The sequence below is a fragment of the Bradyrhizobium sp. 6(2017) genome (assembly GCF_011058295.2).
GTDB lineage: Bacteria > Pseudomonadota > Alphaproteobacteria > Rhizobiales > Xanthobacteraceae > Bradyrhizobium > Bradyrhizobium septentrionale.
The window spans coordinates 6,880,236-6,894,616 of record NZ_CP049289.2 but is presented as its reverse complement, the minus strand read 5'-3'; the positions used below and the strand labels follow the sequence as shown (position 1 = coordinate 6,894,616).

Annotated in this window: 14 protein-coding genes and 1 pseudogene; 10 read left to right on the top strand and 5 right to left on the bottom strand. The window is 65.3% G+C overall.

Annotated elements, in window-relative coordinates:
* Positions 1-4 precede the first annotated feature (4 nt).
* The 3 genes from G6P99_RS32655 to G6P99_RS32645 are packed head-to-tail and all read right to left on the bottom strand — an operon-like array spanning position 5 to position 2,912.
* Positions 5-778 (bottom strand): SDR family NAD(P)-dependent oxidoreductase, encoded by a 774-nt coding sequence (locus G6P99_RS32655; protein WP_029080024.1) that lies wholly within the window; start codon positions 776-778, stop codon positions 5-7.
* On the bottom strand, positions 775-1,419 hold the full coding sequence (locus G6P99_RS32650) for a TetR/AcrR family transcriptional regulator (RefSeq protein WP_165124965.1): 645 nt from the start codon (positions 1,417-1,419) through the stop codon (positions 775-777). Before G6P99_RS32650 ends, G6P99_RS32655 begins: the two co-directional genes overlap by 4 nt.
* Positions 1,416-2,912 (bottom strand): AMP-binding protein, encoded by a 1,497-nt coding sequence (locus tag G6P99_RS32645; RefSeq protein WP_165124962.1) that lies wholly within the window; start codon positions 2,910-2,912, stop codon positions 1,416-1,418. The genes G6P99_RS32650 and G6P99_RS32645 overlap by 4 nt, the downstream gene beginning before the upstream one ends.
* Before the next feature lie 172 nt (positions 2,913-3,084).
* Here G6P99_RS32645 and G6P99_RS32640 point away from each other — a divergent pair, with 172 nt between their 5' ends.
* From G6P99_RS32640 to G6P99_RS32595, 10 genes are all read left to right on the top strand, one after another.
* A complete protein-coding gene (locus G6P99_RS32640) occupies positions 3,085-4,344 on the top strand; it encodes an ABC transporter substrate-binding protein (protein WP_029080021.1) in 1,260 nt (419 codons plus the stop codon).
* An 88-nt stretch (positions 4,345-4,432) separates the two neighbouring features.
* Entirely contained in the window at positions 4,433-5,335 is a 903-nt protein-coding gene (locus G6P99_RS32635; protein ID WP_029080020.1) for a branched-chain amino acid ABC transporter permease, read from the top strand.
* Positions 5,332-6,360, top strand: a complete 1,029-nt coding sequence (locus G6P99_RS32630) for a branched-chain amino acid ABC transporter permease (protein ID WP_029080019.1) — start codon at positions 5,332-5,334, stop codon at positions 6,358-6,360. Before G6P99_RS32635 ends, G6P99_RS32630 begins: the two co-directional genes overlap by 4 nt.
* On the top strand, positions 6,357-7,136 hold the full coding sequence (locus G6P99_RS32625; protein ID WP_165124960.1) for an SDR family NAD(P)-dependent oxidoreductase: 780 nt from the start codon (positions 6,357-6,359) through the stop codon (positions 7,134-7,136). Before G6P99_RS32630 ends, G6P99_RS32625 begins: the two co-directional genes overlap by 4 nt.
* Before the next feature lie 2 nt (positions 7,137-7,138).
* A complete protein-coding gene (locus G6P99_RS32620) occupies positions 7,139-7,897 on the top strand; it encodes an ABC transporter ATP-binding protein (RefSeq protein WP_165124958.1) in 759 nt (252 codons plus the stop codon).
* Positions 7,894-8,610, top strand: a complete 717-nt coding sequence (locus G6P99_RS32615) for an ABC transporter ATP-binding protein (RefSeq protein ID WP_029080016.1) — start codon at positions 7,894-7,896, stop codon at positions 8,608-8,610. The genes G6P99_RS32620 and G6P99_RS32615 overlap by 4 nt, the downstream gene beginning before the upstream one ends.
* Before the next feature lie 109 nt (positions 8,611-8,719).
* Entirely contained in the window at positions 8,720-9,925 is a 1,206-nt protein-coding gene (locus tag G6P99_RS32610; RefSeq protein ID WP_051346133.1) for a CaiB/BaiF CoA transferase family protein, read from the top strand.
* Positions 9,926-9,941: 16 nt separating this feature from the next.
* Positions 9,942-10,718 carry an enoyl-CoA hydratase/isomerase family protein gene (locus G6P99_RS32605; protein ID WP_029080015.1) on the top strand — a complete coding sequence of 259 codons (777 nt, stop codon included), beginning with the start codon at positions 9,942-9,944 and terminating at the stop codon, positions 10,716-10,718.
* The gene (locus G6P99_RS32600; RefSeq protein WP_029080014.1) at positions 10,719-11,174 is read left to right on the top strand and encodes a MaoC family dehydratase; all 456 of its coding nucleotides are present in this window, start codon (positions 10,719-10,721) and stop codon (positions 11,172-11,174) included. It begins immediately after the preceding gene.
* 3 nt (positions 11,175-11,177) lie between these two features.
* Complete coding sequence (locus tag G6P99_RS32595) at positions 11,178-12,032, top strand: HpcH/HpaI aldolase/citrate lyase family protein (protein WP_029080013.1); 855 nt, start codon at positions 11,178-11,180, stop codon at positions 12,030-12,032.
* A 71-nt stretch (positions 12,033-12,103) separates the two neighbouring features.
* Here G6P99_RS32595 and G6P99_RS32590 read toward each other — a convergent pair whose 3' ends face one another.
* A complete protein-coding gene (locus G6P99_RS32590; protein ID WP_029080012.1) occupies positions 12,104-13,696 on the bottom strand; it encodes an ATP-binding protein in 1,593 nt (530 codons plus the stop codon).
* Positions 13,693-14,378, bottom strand: a pseudogene (locus G6P99_RS32585) (response regulator transcription factor). Before G6P99_RS32585 ends, G6P99_RS32590 begins: the two are co-directional and overlap by 4 nt.
* Positions 14,379-14,381 lie beyond the last annotated feature (3 nt).

Below are 14,381 nucleotides of genomic sequence, written 5' to 3'. Positions count from 1 at the left end.
GTCCTCAGCTGGCCGGCGCGTCCGGCAGACCGCCATAGGCGGCCCAGGTGGTGCCGACGATGTAGCCGACATCGACCGGCAGGTTGATGCCGGTCACGCCACTGCTCTGCGGCGAAAGCAGCCAGGCGATCGCCTGCGCCACTTCCATCGGCTCGACCAGCCGGTTCATCGCGGTCGGGCGCGCCAGCAGGTCCCTGTTCAGGGCGCCCGACGCGATGCCGGCCTCGAGCGCCGCCGTGCGGGTGAAGCCGGGCGACACCGCGTTGACGCGGATGCCAACGCGGCCCCATTCGGCGGCGAGCGTCTGGGTGATCTGGATGACGCCGGCCTTCGCCGCGGTGTAGGCGTGGATCGGACCCGACGTCATGCCGGCCACCGAGGCGACGTTGACGATCGCGCCATGCCGCCGCTTCGCCATCGCGATGCCGACGCTGCGCGCGACCAGGAAGGTGCCGCGCAGATCGATGTTGACCTCGCGGTCCCATTGCTCCATCCGCACGCGCTCGATCGTGTGCATCTTGCCGAACACGCCGGCCGCGTTGACGAGGCCGGTGATCGGGCCGTGCGCCTTCTCGATATCGGCAATGCCCGCGACCACGGCGGCTTCGCTCGCGACGTCGAACGGCGCCGGCCAAAGGATGGCCGCCGTTCCGGCCAGCGGCTCGGGCGCGATGTCGACGATGACGACGCGATGGCCCTGATCGGCAAGCAGCGTTGCGGTCGCCGCGCCGATGCCGCGGCTGCCGCCGGTGACGAGGATGGTGCCGTCGGCGCTCATGATTTTCTTCCCTTGTCGCTCGTGGTGAACAGGCCGCGCGTGACCAGCTTCTGGTAGGCAGTGATGACGTAATCGGGGACGGCGGTGACGCCCTGCTCGGAGTAGGAATAGCGGCGGCTGAGATAGCCGCGCGCGCCCATCAACACCTGGACGATGGCCTCGAATTCCTCGTCGCTGAAATTATTGGTGGTTCCCGCGGCCCGCGCGCGCTGCAGAATCCGCAGATAGGCGCTCGAGATGTTGTCGAAATGCTTCTGGTAGCCGATCGGCGCGAAGAACTCGGCCTCGTTGAGGATGCGCAGGAATTCCGGTACCTCGCGGATGAAATCGAAGAAGGCGCTGAAGCGCTCGATCTCCTGCCGGGCTGCGCTGGCGGTGCCGGTTCGCGCGCGGATGAAGCGGACCATGTCGAGGCCGATCTTCGGCAGCAGCTGGTCGAGCAGTTCCTGGCGGTTTTCGAAATGATTGTAGAAAGTGCCCTGCGCGACGCCGGCGGCTTCGGTGATGCGGGCGACGGAGGCTTCGGCGTAGCCGTACTTGCCGACGATCTTGGTCGCGGCGTCGAAGACCTTCTGCTTGGTCCAGGCGTTGCGCTCGACCCGGTTGAGCTTGGTCACCTTGGCAGATGTCGCTTGTGTCATGCGATGGCCTCGAGTTCGGCGCGGAGCACGCGCTTGAGCACCTTGCCGGATGGATTGCGCGGCAGGCTGTCGCGGATGATCAACTGCCGCGGCACCTTGAAGCCGGCGAGCCGCGAGCGGCAGAAATCTGTGAGCGCGGGCAGATCGAGCTTTGCGTCGGCGGCCAGCACCACGATGGCGACCGGCCTTTCGCCCCAGCGCGCGTCCGGCAGGCCGATCACCGCGACCTCGCGCACCTCAGGCATTTCGTAGATGACGCGCTCGACCTCGGAGGAGGCGATGTTCTCGCCGCCGGAGATGATCATGTCCTTCTTACGGTCGGTCAGATAGAGGAAGCCGTCCGCGTCGAGATAGCCGACGTCGCCGGTACGGAACCAGTCGCCGAAGAAGGCGGATGCGGTCTTCTCCGGGTCCTTCCAGTAGCCCTGCGTGACCTTCGGACCGCGCAGGCAGATCTCGCCATTCTGCCCGGCGGGCAGGCGCTTGCCGGCATCGTCGCGGATATCGATCTCGACATGGGCGATGGCGCGGCCGGTCGAGCCGATCTTCTCGATCTCGCGGCCCGCTTCCATGAAGGTGTCGCCACCGCAGCTTTCGGTGAGGCCGTAGGCATCGATGTAGCGCGCATTACCGAAATAATCCGAGAAGGCGCGGATGCGCACTTCCGGCGTCTTCTCGCCGCCGCCGATCGCCCATTTCAGGCTGGAGACGTCGTAGCGTTCGCGGTTCGGGCAGGTGAGGAGGGCGGTGGTCATGACAGGCGCAAACCACGCGGCGTTCAGCTTCTCGCGCTCGATCGCGGCGAGCGCCGGCTCCGGTTCGAAGGTGCGATGAATGCACAGCATGCCGCCGTGCCAGAGCACCGCAATGCCGGGCAGGTCGAGCGCGCCGACATGGTAGAGCGGGCCGACGACGAGCAGCCGGGTGTCGGCGTTGAGCCCGAGCACCAGCGTCTGGTCGGCGGATTTCCAGTAGATGTTCTCGTAGGTGAGCATCACCCCCTTGGGGCGATCCGTCGTGCCCGAGGTGTACATCAGCCGCATCAGGTCGCGCGGCTGGCGCACATGGATCGGCGCCGGCGCGATGTCGGGCGCGAGGCTGGTGATGCTGGACTGCGCGCCTTCGTCGAGCAGCACGACCGGCGCGTCGCCGGCTGCGATCGCGGAAAATTCCTCGTCGGCGACCAGCAGGCGCGCACCGGAATTGCCGACGATATAGCCGACCTCATCGGCCGACAGCCGATAATTGATCGGCAGGAACACCGCGCCGATATGGCTGGTTGCGAACACCAGTTCGAGAAAGGCCGTGCTGTTCTTCATCAGCACCGCGACGACGTCGCCGGGCGCAATCCCGCGCGCCGCCAGCCAGCCGCCGACCTGGCGGATGCGCAGATCAAAGTCGGCATAGGAGACATCTTCGCCGCGATATTTCAGCGCACAGCGGTCCGGAGTCCGCTTGGCATGAAATGCGATGAAGCTGGAAAGATTGATCATTTGCCGCCCGTCGGGCCGATTTCCGGCGCCGTTTCTCCCTAGATGAATTATGAGTCGTAATTCATCTTTGGCTTGACGTCACCCCCCTTGCTCTGAAAACATTGCGGTCACGGAGACGGAACGATCTCCGACAGGGATTTTGGGAACGCCAACACCCGACAGGGAGGGGAATATGAAGAGGACCCGGAAACCGGGCATCACCCGGCGCTCGACGCTTGCGCTGATGGGTGCCGGCGCGGCGAGCCTTGCCGCGCCATGGGTGGCGCGTGCCCAGGCCAAGACCATCAAGATCGGCATGCCGACCATTCTCTCGGGCCGCGTCGCGCAGCTCGGAACCTCCTCGCGCAATGCGGTGATGCTGGAGGTCGAGAAGGTCAATGCCGCCGGCGGGCTCGCCGGGCGGCAGATCGAGATGGTGATCCGCGATTCCAAGGGACAGCCGCAGGAAGCCGCCCGCATCGCGCGCGAGCTCGTCAACACCGACGGCTGCGAGATGCTGCTCGACGGCGAGGCGTCGTCGGGATCGTTCGCGGTTCATGAGGTGGCGCGCGATCTCGGCGTGCTCTGCATCCACACCTGCTCGGAAGCGTCGTCGCTGACCGCCGATCCCAAGCAGCACATCCCGAACGCTTTCCGTTGCGTGAGGCAAGGCATTCATGACTCGATCGTCGGTGCCGGCTACGCGGCAGGGATCGCCAAGGCCAAGGGCCTGAAGAAATGGGCGACCTGTTCGCCCGACTATGCCTATGGCCGCGACACCACCGGCGAGTTCGTGCTGTACCTGAAGAAGTTCGCGCCCGATGTCGAGATCATCAGCGAGTCCTGGCCAAAGCTGTTCCAGCCCGATTACACCGAAGTGGTGACCAAGATCCTGCAGGCGAAACCGCAGGCGCTGTATTCCTGCCTGTGGGGCGGCGATCTCACCTCGTACATCGACCAGGCCAACATTTACGCGATGTTCACCCAGATGGAGGTGTTCGCGGTCAACATGGCCGATTACACCGCGCTCACCGTGGTGAAGAACCTGCCCAAGGGCATCCACTCCGGCGACCGCTACATCAAGACATTCCCGCCGACGCCAGAGAATGCGGCCTGGGGCGATGCCTACAAGGCGAAGTACAACGAATATCCGACCAACTGGTCGTGGCAGAACGCAACGGCGGTCATGTTCCTCAACGAGGCCGTCAAGAAGGCGAACTCGGCCGATGGCAAGAAGGTCGCGGAGGCCCTCACCGGGCTTACCATCAAGTGCCCGTTCGGCGCCGACGGCACCGTCACCATGCGCGCCGACGACCACACGCTGGTCGGCTACGCGATCGGCTGGGGCACCACGATCCCGCAGGAGCCCTACGTGCCCGACGTGAAGGCAGGCGACTGGAAGACCATCTTCGAGCTCGAAGCCGAGTGGAAGAAGAGCAAGGGCTACACCTGATCCGCATGCGGGGCGGAGGCAGCAGCGTGCTGTCTCCGCCTTTCTGTCGCGCGCCGTCCTTGCGGCTCGCCGTAATGGATGATTTCCCGTGGACCTCGACGCGCTCGCCAGTTGTCTCGTCAGTCCTGCATGCCTGGTGACGCAGACCACCAGCGGCCTGATCATCGGCATGCTGTTGTTTCTCGTCGCCGTCGGGCTGACGCTGATCTTCGGCGTGCTCAAGGTGGTCAATTTCAGCCACGGCGCCTTCTATATGTTCGGCGCCTATTTCGCGATGACGGCCTATCAGTTCACCGGCAGCTTTGCGCTGGCGATACTGAGCGGCGCCGTCGGCACCGCGATCCTCGGCCTGATCTTCGAGCGCGTCTTCATGAGCCGCGTCTACGGCCGCGACGTGCTGATGCAGCTTCTGGTCTGCTATGCCTTCGTGCTGATCTTCGACGACGTCGTCCGCATGATCTGGGGACCCGAATTCAGGTCCATGGGCATGCCGGCCGCGTTCCAGGTGCCGCCGCTGTTCATCGCCGGCGGCGTGGTGCCGCCATATTACCTGCTGCTGATCGGCGTGGCGCTCGCAGCGGCCGTGGTTCTCGGGCTGGCGCTGGCGCGCTCCAGGATCGGCAAGGTCATCCGCGCCGCCGCGCATAATCCCGGGATGGTCTCGGCGCTCGGCATCAACACCGGGCTGATCTATGGCGGCGTGTTCGCGCTCGGCGGCATGCTGGCGGGACTGGCGGGAGCGCTTGCCGCGCCGGTGCGCTCGCTGACGCCGGGCATGGGGTTCTCGGTGCTGATCGAGTCCTTCATCGTCACCGTGATCGGCGGCATGGGCTCGATCCTGGGTGCGCTGATCGGTGCGCTGCTGATCGGCCTGATCCGCTCGTTCGGATCGCTCGGCTTCCCGCTGTTCACCGAGGGGCTGATGTATCTCTTCATGGTGATCGTGCTGGTGTCGCGCCCGACCGGCCTGTTCGGCAAGGAGGTCGCATGACCGAGCTGCAGGCCGGCCAAGGCGCACAGCCGCTCGAGGTTCCCCGGATCGATGCCAGGCCGCAGCGCTATCGCGATGTGCTGATCGCGCTCGCGGCGTTCGCCGTGCTCGCGCTGCTGCCGATGATATTCGGCAGCAAGCAGCTGCTCGACTTCGTGATCCGCTGTGCGGCCTACGGATTGTTCGCGACGTCACTCAACCTTCTCGTGGGTTACACCGGATTGATCTCGTTCGGGCACGGCATGTTCTTCGGCCTCGGCGCCTATGGTTTTGGCCTCATGATGCAGAAGACCGGTGTGCCGATCCCGGTGGCCTTCGTCGGCACGCTGGCGATGACCCTGGTCGTTGCCGTCGCTATTGGCGCAATCTGCGTGCGGCTGAAGGAAATCTACTTCGCCTTCGTCACGCTGGCGTTCCAGATGTTGATCCACTCGACCATCCTGTCGTGGCAGTCGCTGACCGGCGGCGACCAGGGCCTGCGCGGCGGCATCCCGCGGCCGCCGTTTCTCGGCATCGATCTGTCGAACCATTTGCATCTCTACATCGCGAGTTGCGCGCTGCTGGTGATTGGTCTGCTGTTGATGCGCCAGATCGCACAGTCGCCGTTCGGCTACACGCTGCGCATGATCCGCGACAACGCGACGCGGGCGAGCTTCATCGGCATCGATGTCTGGCGCGCCAAGCTGACAATCTTCGTGCTGGCGGCGCTGTTCGCTTCGACCGGCGGCATGATCATGGCGCTGTTCGTCTCCGGCGCCTATCCGGAATTCGCCTATTGGACGATCTCGGGCGAGGGCATCTTCATCAACATGCTCGGCGGCGTGACCACCTTCCTCGGACCGATGGTCGGCACCATGCTGTTCCTGATCCTGAATGACACCGTCACGCGCCTGACCGAGTATCACGGCATCGTGCTCGGCATCGTGATCCTGTTCTTTGCCATCGGCCTGCGGAAGGGCCTGATGGACTTTGTCGTCGAATGGTTCGCGCAGCGTCGCGGCGTGGCCGGGGAGCGCGCGCCATGAGTGCAAAAGGACGGATCAGCGTCGTCACCGGCGGCGCCAGCGGCATCGGGGCGGCCTGCGTCCGGGAACTGGCCGCGGCCGGCGACCTTGTGGCGGTCGTCGACCGCGACCTCGCCAAGGCGCAGGCGGTTGCCGCGGAAGTCGGCGGCAGGGCGTTTGCCGCCGATGTGGCAGACGAGCGAAGCGTCGAGGCCTGTGCGGCCGGGATCGAGCGGGACTGCGGCCCCGTGGATGTGCTGGTCAACAGCGCCGGGATCATCCAGGTGCCGGTCCGGCCGCACGATCTGCCGATGGCGGCCTGGGACGACGTCGTGCGGGTCGACCAGCGCGGCACCTATGTCGCCTGCATCGCCTTTGCGCGGCAGATGATCGCGCGAAAGCGCGGGAGCATCGTCAACATCGCCTCGATTGCCGGAATGCGCTCGATGCCGTTGCATGCCTATGCGCCTGCCAAGGCCGCGGTGATCGCCATCACCGAGTGCCTGGCGGCGGAGTGGGGACCGTCCGGAATCCGCGTCAACTCCGTGTCGCCCGGCTACACGCTGACTCCGGCGCTGAAGACTGCGATCGATCGCGGGGAGCGGGATGTCTCCGCACTCGCCGCCAATGCCGCACTCCGCCGCCTCGTCGATCCCTCGGAAATCGGCCGCGTGGTCGCGTTCCTCGCTTCTGACGCGGCGTCCGCCATGACGGGCGCCAACGTGCCGGTCGATTGCGGCTGGCTCGTCGCCACGTCGTGGAATAGCTATGGCGGGTTGCGGGAGGCGGGCGGCTAGCCATGCTGGAAATTCGCGCCCTCTCGAAATCCTTTGGCGGGGTCAAGGCGACCGACAACGTCTCGCTCGACTTTGCCGACGGTTCGCTCACCGCCGTGATCGGCCCCAACGGCGCCGGCAAGAGCACCTTCTTCAACCTGATCACGGGCGCGCTGCGGCCGGACGCCGGGCAGATCCTGCTCAATGGCGTCGACATGGCGGGCAAGACGCCGCCCGAGATCGTGCGCCATGGCATCGGCCGCGCCTTCCAGGTCGCGAGCATCTTCCCGTCGCTCACCGTCGAGGAGACGATGCTGGCAGCGGTCTGCGCCGATCAGCGCCGCGCCGGCGTGATGCATCGCCGCTTTCCGCTGGCCGAGACGCGCGACCGCGCCGAGCATGCGATGGAGCTGCTCGGCCTCGCCAGCAAGCGCAACCGGACCGCGGCGACGCTGTCGCATGGCGACCAGAAGCTGCTCGATATTGCCCTCGCGCTGGTGCTCGAACCCAAGGTGCTGCTGCTGGACGAGCCGACCGCGGGCATGGGCACCGAGGAGCGCTGGCGCATGATCGACAAGGTGCGCGAGCTCTGGGAGAGGCAGAAGATCACCGTCGTATTCATCGAGCACGACATGGATATCGTGTTCAAGATCGCGCCGCAGATTGTCGTGCTGTGCTACGGGCGAATTCTTGCGACCGGGACGCCGGACGCGATCCGGCGAAACGATGCCGTGATCGAGGCCTATCTCGGCAGCGACGACCACGCGGGAGCGGTGGCATGAGTGTGCAGCCGGTGGTGCAGGTCGAGGACCTCGACGTCTACTACGGCACCAGCCAGATCCTGTTCGGCGTCGGCCTTTCGGTACGGCAGGGCGAGACCATGGCGCTGCTCGGCCGCAACGGCGCCGGCAAGTCGACCACCATGAAGGCCATCATGGGGCTGGCGCCGGCGCGCCGCGGCAAGGTGACCTTGCGCGGCCAGTTGGTCTCGGGAATGCGACCGCATCGCATCGCGCGGGCCGGGCTCGGCTTCGTGCCCGAGGACCGCCAGATTTTTCCCGAGCATACCGTCGAGGACAATCTCGTCATCGGCCAGAAGAAGGGGCCGGACGGAGAGGATGAGTGGTCGATCCGCCGTGTCTATGACGTGTTCCCGCTGCTGGAGCCGCTGCGGCACCGGATCGCGGGCCGGCTATCCGGCGGCGAGCAGCAGATGCTGGCGATCGCCCGAACGCTGATGGGCAATCCGGTGCTGCTGCTGCTGGACGAGCCGAGCGAGGGGCTGGCGCCGATCATCGTGCAGCGCATCGGCGAGCTGCTGCGGCAGCTCCGCGGCACCGGTGCCACAGTGTTGATCGCCGAGCAGAACATGCATTTTTGCCTTGGCCTTGCGAGCCACGCGACGGTTATCGACAAGGGACAGATCGTCTACACATCCTCCATCGAAGAGCTGAAGGCCAACGACAACATCCGGCAGCGCTATCTGGCGCTGTAGGGCATGATCCGGAAAAGTGTGCAACGGTTTTCCTCGCGACAAACGCGTAGCGTTTGCGCGGGGATCATGCCCAAAAGGATAAGGCTCCTCGACGGCTGTGGGAGGACAAATGGCGGGCGAACGCAGGCTGACGCCGACGCACGAGGCGCCGTATCGCGGGCTGAAGGTGCTCGATTTCGGGCAGGGGATCGCCTCGCCCTATTGCGCGATGCTGCTCGGGGTCTATGGCGCCGACGTCATCAAGGTCGAGCCGCCGGAAGGCGACTGGTCGCGCTATCTCGGCACGACCTACGGCAATCACACGACGCTGTCGGCGGTCTACAACCGCGGCAAGCGCAGCCTGTGCCTCGACATGAAGCACAAGGACGGCATCGCGATCGCACAGCTTCTGGCGCGCGAGGCAGACGTGCTGATCGAAGGATTTCGCCCTGGTGTCGCCGAGCGGCTTGGGCTCGGCTATGAGAGCCTGTCGCGCGACAATCCCGGCCTGGTTTATCTGTCGGTCAGCGGTTTCGGGCAGAGCGGGCCATACTCGAAGCGGCCCGGCTCGGACTCGGTCGCGCAGGCGTTTTCGGGGCTGGTCTCGGTCAATCTCGGCACCGATGGCGTGCCGCATCGGGTCGGCACCACCATCTCCGACGTCGTCACCGGCGTGTATGCGTTCCAGGCGATTGCGACGACGCTGTTCGCGCGCGCGACGGTCGGCACCGGCCGCTGGATCGACGTCAATCTCTGCCAGTCGACCTCGGCGCTGCTCGGCCACAAGGTCGCGGAATTCATCCTCGAGGGTGGTGCGCCTCGCGCGCTCAACGTGCCGGCCGGCACCTATCAGACCCAGGACGGCTGGATGATGGTGACTTTGGTGAACGAGCCGCAATACAAGCGGCTGTGCACCGCGATCGGCCGCGAGGATCTGGCCAGCGATCCGCGCTTCGCCGATTTCGCCCGGCGCGCCGATGCGGCCGACACGCTGATCCCGCAGCTGCGCGAAGTGTTTTTGACCCAGCCGACCGACGCCTGGCTGACGCGACTGCACGCCGGCGATATCATCGCGGAGCGGATCCTCAATCCCGGGGAATGGCTGCGCAACGCCCATGTCGAGGCGACCAGGGCGTCGGTGCGCCAGCATACGCCCGGTGTCGGTGCGGTCTACTCGCCGCGGACGCCGGGGATCGCGAGCCTGTCCGAGGATCACCTCTGTCCCGCGCCTGATGTTGGACAGGACAGCCGCGCCGTGCTGATGGAGGCTGGTTTCGGCTCCGCAGAGATCGACGGCCTGCTGCTGTCAGGCGCCGTGCGGCAAGCCAAGCGATAATTGGAGGCAATACATCATGAGCACGCACCTCGTTCGTTACTCGATCACCGATCAGATTGCGGAGATCGTGCTGGATCGCGCGCCGGTCAACGCACTCAGCATGCCCCTGATCGACGCGTTGCTGGCGGCCCTTGCGAAGGCGCGCGATGATGAGGCGGTGCGCGCCGTCATCATCAGCAGCGCTCACAAGGTGTTTTGCGCTGGACTCGACCTTGACATCGTCAGAGGCAAGCCCGCGATCGAGACCAAGACATTCCTCGAGCGGCTGTATTTCGCGCTGAACGATACGCAGTATCGCATGGGCAAGCCGACGATTGCGGCGATCGATGGTGCCGTGCGGGCCGGCGGCATGACGATTGCGATCTCCTGCGACATGATCATTGCCGGCGACGGTTCGACCTTCGGCTATCCCGAGATCGACGTCGGTCTGATCCCGGCGATCCATTTTGTGCAGCTGCCGCGGCTGGTCGGGAAGCACCAGGCGTTCGGCCCGTTGTTCCTCGGCGAGCCCTTCAATGCGGTGACCGCCCATCGCATGGGCCTGCTCAGTGAAGTGGTGCCGAAGGGCACTGCGCTGGAGCGAGCGCGCGAGATCGCGCGGAAGTTTGCGGCGAAGTCGCCGATCGTGATGAAGATCGGCCGAGACGCCTTCATGCGCGCGGTCGATGCCGATTTCCGCCGCTCGGTCGAGAATGCGGCTGAGAGCTTTGTCGTGGTGGCGTCGACGGAAGACTGCCAGGAAGGGCTGAATGCGTTCGTCGAGAAGCGGACGCCTAACTACAAGGGACGCTAAATGGCTGGATTGTATTTCGAAGAGTTCGAGGTCGGGCAGGAATTCCATCACGAGTTCAGCCGCACCGTGACGGAGATGGACAACACCCTGTTCAGCCTCCTGACCATGAACCCGCAGCCGTTGCACATCGATGCGCATTTCGCGGAGAAGACTGAGTTCGGCCAGCGGCTGTTCAACAGCCTCTATACGCTCGGCATCATGATCGGCATGAGCGTGTACGACACGACGCTGGGCACCACGGTCGGCAATCTCGGCATGACCGACGTCAAGTTTCCAAAGCCGGTGTTCCATGGCGATACGCTGAAGGCGCACACCAGGATCATCGGCACGCGCGCCAGCAAGTCGCGGCCGACCCAGGGCATCGTCGAGTTCGAGCACACCATGACCAATCAGCGCGGCGAGGTGGTGGCGAGCTGCCGCCGCACCGGCCTGATGCACTGCAAGCCGAAGGCATAGACAATGCGATCGTTCCTGTTCGTTCCCGGCGACAGCACCCGGAAATACGAGAGCGCGAAGAAGACCGCGGCCGATGCGTTGATCCTCGATCTCGAGGATTCCATCGCACCGGACCAGAAGGTCGTCGCGCGCGGCATCACGCGCAAGATGCTCGATGCGCGCAATCCGAACCAGAAGCTCTATATCCGCGTCAACGCGCTGGATACCGACCTGACGCTCGGCGACCTCGCCGCTGTCATGCCGGGGAAGCCCGACGGCATCGTGCTGCCGAAATGCGCCGGTGCCGCCGATGTCAACAGGCTCGCGCTGTATCTCGACGCGTTCGAGGCCGCGTCTGATATCGCGCAGGGCACGACGCGGATTGTCACGGTCGCGACCGAGACGGCGCGGGCGGTGCTGAAAATCCTCGACTTCGAGAACATGAGCCCGCGGCTCTGGGGCATGATGTGGGGTGCGGAGGATCTCGCGGCCTCGCTCGGGGCAACCCGCAACCGGACCGACGGCCGCTATCATTCGCCCTTCATCCTGGCCCGCGATCTCTGCCTGATCGGCGCGGCCGCCGCCGGGGTGGTCGCGATCGATACCATTGCCACCGACATCAACGATCTCGATGCGTTGAAGGCGGAGGCCATTGCCGCGCGGCAGGACGGCTTCCTCGCCAAAGCCGTGATCCATCCCAAGCATGTCGACGTTGTCAACGCGGCCTTCATGCCGACGGATGAGGAGATCGCGTGGTCGGAGCGGGTGGTCGCCGCGTTCGCCGGCAATCCGTCCGGGGTCGCCAAGATGGATGGCAAGATGCTGGACAAGCCGCACCTTCGTGCCGCTGAGAAGATTTTGGCTTCGCGCAGGAAATAGTCGGGAAGTGGGTTCGATCAACGCGCCCTCCGAGATGAGGGCGGCGATCATCATCAAGCGGTTCTGACCGGTCAGACGGCGGGAAACTGCAACTCGAAGGCTGCACCCTGGCTGGAGGGCAGGAGACGGATCGAACCGCCATGGCTCACCATGACGGCTTGCGCGATCGCAAGCCCCATGCCGGTGCCGCCGCTGTCGCGGCGCGTGGTGAAGAAGGCATCGTAGATCTTGTCGCGGTTGGCGTCGGAGATCGGGTCGCCGTCATTGCTCACCGACACTCTGACGCTGGAGGCGTCACCGGTCGCTTCGATCTCCACCGACTTGGCGTTGTGACGGAACGCGTTGTCGGCCAGATGCGCCAGCACGATCAGCGCCTTCTCGCCGGACATGCCGATTGAGCGGTCGAGGCAGCCGCTGGCCGCAATGGTACGGCCTGCAAAGCGGCCCTTCAGGTTTTCGATGACGGGAGAGAGCGGGGTCTGCTCGTTCTGTGGGGCGCTCTCCGCACGGGCCAGCTCGCGCAACCGATGGCTCATTGCGTCGAGCCGCTCGACGTCGCCAAGGATGTTCGAGATGAAGCTTTGTTGTTCGGAGCGGGTCAGCGTATCCGATTTGCTCTGAAGCGAATCCTGCAGCAGCTCGGCTGCGCCCCTGATCGATGTCAGCGGCGATTTCAACTCGTGCGTCAGGTGGGCCGAGAAGGTCGCGATGTAGTCGGAGCGGCGCGACAGCTGCTGGGCCATATCGAGGAAACTATCTGAGAGCTGGGCGAGCTCACGCGTGCCGTAGTGCTGCAGCGGCTGGAACGCGTTGCGGTCGCCACGGCCGATCCGCACGGCGCGATCGACGAGCTCGCGCATGGGGCGCGTGACCGTGCGTGAGAACATCAACCCGATCGCAATCGTCGCCAGCAGCACGGCCAATGTGGCGAGCAGGAACTTGCCGCGCTCCTGATAGAGATGGTCGAAAATGTTGCTCGGCGTCCACGACGTGTAGATCACGCCGGCAACGTGGTCGTTGACGATCACGGGCATCGCGGAGAAGACGTGAACACCGACGCCGCGGCTGATCGAATAGATCGGTGGCGGAGGCTTGTCGGGCATGCGGATGCGCAGCGCGGCGCTATACTGGCCGCGCAACGCCGCGGCCACCTCCTCGATATGGGAAAGCGACTGTCCGACCTCCTGGCGTCCGGCGATCACCACGCCCTGCGGATCGAGAATCCGGAAACCCGCAAGCGTGACCTTCTGGGTCTCCAGGATGATGGGCATCAGCCGGGTGCCGATCTCGACATAGGCCGGATCCGCCGGCCTGGCCGCCGGCAGCGCGTCGGGCCGTCGCCGGAGCAGGTCGTTGCCGGCGAGGTCGAGCGCGGGCCGGATCGGCGTCACCTGATCGCCGGGATCAGGCAGCGCCTCCGGCGGGACCGCGGGGCCGAGCGGGATGGCGTTGCCAAGCCGCGCCTGCACGTCCCGCGCATAGATTGCAGCCAGCACACGGCTCTGCGCGATCAGCTCGGCCTGGGTCTGGTGAATCAGCTGGTTGTCATAGAGGCGGAAGAAGAACAGACCCACCAGCGGCAGCAGAGCGACCAAGGCAAGCACGGTGAAGATGACCAGACCAAGCGACGGTCGCCACTTCTGGCGGGCGCGGAACGATGTCATGCCTGCAGCTCGCAGCGACCGAGCTTGAAGCCGACGCCGTGAACGGTCTCGATAACGTTGTCGCAGCTCACGGCTGCGAGCTTGGCTCTGATGTTGCGGATGTGGCTGTCGATGGTGCGGTCGGAGACCTGGATGTTGAGCTGGTAGGCCGCGCTCATGATCTGTTCGCGGTTGAACACCACCGTCGGTCGCGTCAGGAAGGCGCGCAGGATTCCGAACTCGATCGCAGTCAGGCGCAGCGGCACGCCCGCGAACGTCGCGATGTGCTGCTCGGGATCGATCGAGAGCTGCCCCCGCGCGAGCACGGCGGCCTCTGTTCTTGACGCCGCTATCCGCGGGGTCAGCCGCCGCAGGATGACATTCACCCGCGCGACGAGCTCGCGCGGGCTGAACGGCTTGGTTACGTAGTCGTCACCGCCGATCTCGAGGCCGAGGACGCGGTCGATCTCGTCGTCGCGGGCGGAGAGGAACAGGATCGGCACGTCCGATGATTTGCGGATCTCGCGGCAGACATCGAGGCCGTCGAATTCCGGCATGCCGATGTCGACTCGCCGGCAAACCGGGTCAGCGCCTCCTTTTCGTCGCGGGCCTCGGCCACGCTCATGCCGGCTTTCTTGAGGGCGACGCGGATGACCTCGCGGAGATGCAGGTCGTCGTCGACGATGAGGATGCGGTGCGTCACGAG

Excerpts from the sequence above, each read along its gene's own strand:
- G6P99_RS32630 (WP_029080019.1), top strand. The coding sequence starts at position 5,332 with ATGACCGAGCTGCAGGCCGGCCAAGGCGCACAGCCGCTCGAGGTTCCC.
- G6P99_RS32595 (WP_029080013.1), top strand. The coding sequence starts at position 11,178 with ATGCGATCGTTCCTGTTCGTTCCCGGCGACAGCACCCGGAAATACGAG.
- G6P99_RS32600 (WP_029080014.1), top strand. The coding sequence starts at position 10,719 with ATGGCTGGATTGTATTTCGAAGAGTTCGAGGTCGGGCAGGAATTCCAT.
- G6P99_RS32590 (WP_029080012.1), bottom strand. The coding sequence starts at position 13,696 with ATGACATCGTTCCGCGCCCGCCAGAAGTGGCGACCGTCGCTTGGTCTG.
- G6P99_RS32640 (WP_029080021.1), top strand. The coding sequence starts at position 3,085 with ATGAAGAGGACCCGGAAACCGGGCATCACCCGGCGCTCGACGCTTGCG.
- G6P99_RS32605 (WP_029080015.1), top strand. The coding sequence starts at position 9,942 with ATGAGCACGCACCTCGTTCGTTACTCGATCACCGATCAGATTGCGGAG.
- G6P99_RS32610 (WP_051346133.1), top strand. The coding sequence starts at position 8,720 with ATGGCGGGCGAACGCAGGCTGACGCCGACGCACGAGGCGCCGTATCGC.
- G6P99_RS32625 (WP_165124960.1), top strand. The coding sequence starts at position 6,357 with ATGAGTGCAAAAGGACGGATCAGCGTCGTCACCGGCGGCGCCAGCGGC.
- G6P99_RS32655 (WP_029080024.1), bottom strand. The coding sequence starts at position 778 with ATGAGCGCCGACGGCACCATCCTCGTCACCGGCGGCAGCCGCGGCATC.
- G6P99_RS32620 (WP_165124958.1), top strand. The coding sequence starts at position 7,139 with ATGCTGGAAATTCGCGCCCTCTCGAAATCCTTTGGCGGGGTCAAGGCG.
- G6P99_RS32650 (WP_165124965.1), bottom strand. The coding sequence starts at position 1,419 with ATGACACAAGCGACATCTGCCAAGGTGACCAAGCTCAACCGGGTCGAG.
- G6P99_RS32615 (WP_029080016.1), top strand. The coding sequence starts at position 7,894 with ATGAGTGTGCAGCCGGTGGTGCAGGTCGAGGACCTCGACGTCTACTAC.
- G6P99_RS32645 (WP_165124962.1), bottom strand. The coding sequence starts at position 2,912 with ATGATCAATCTTTCCAGCTTCATCGCATTTCATGCCAAGCGGACTCCG.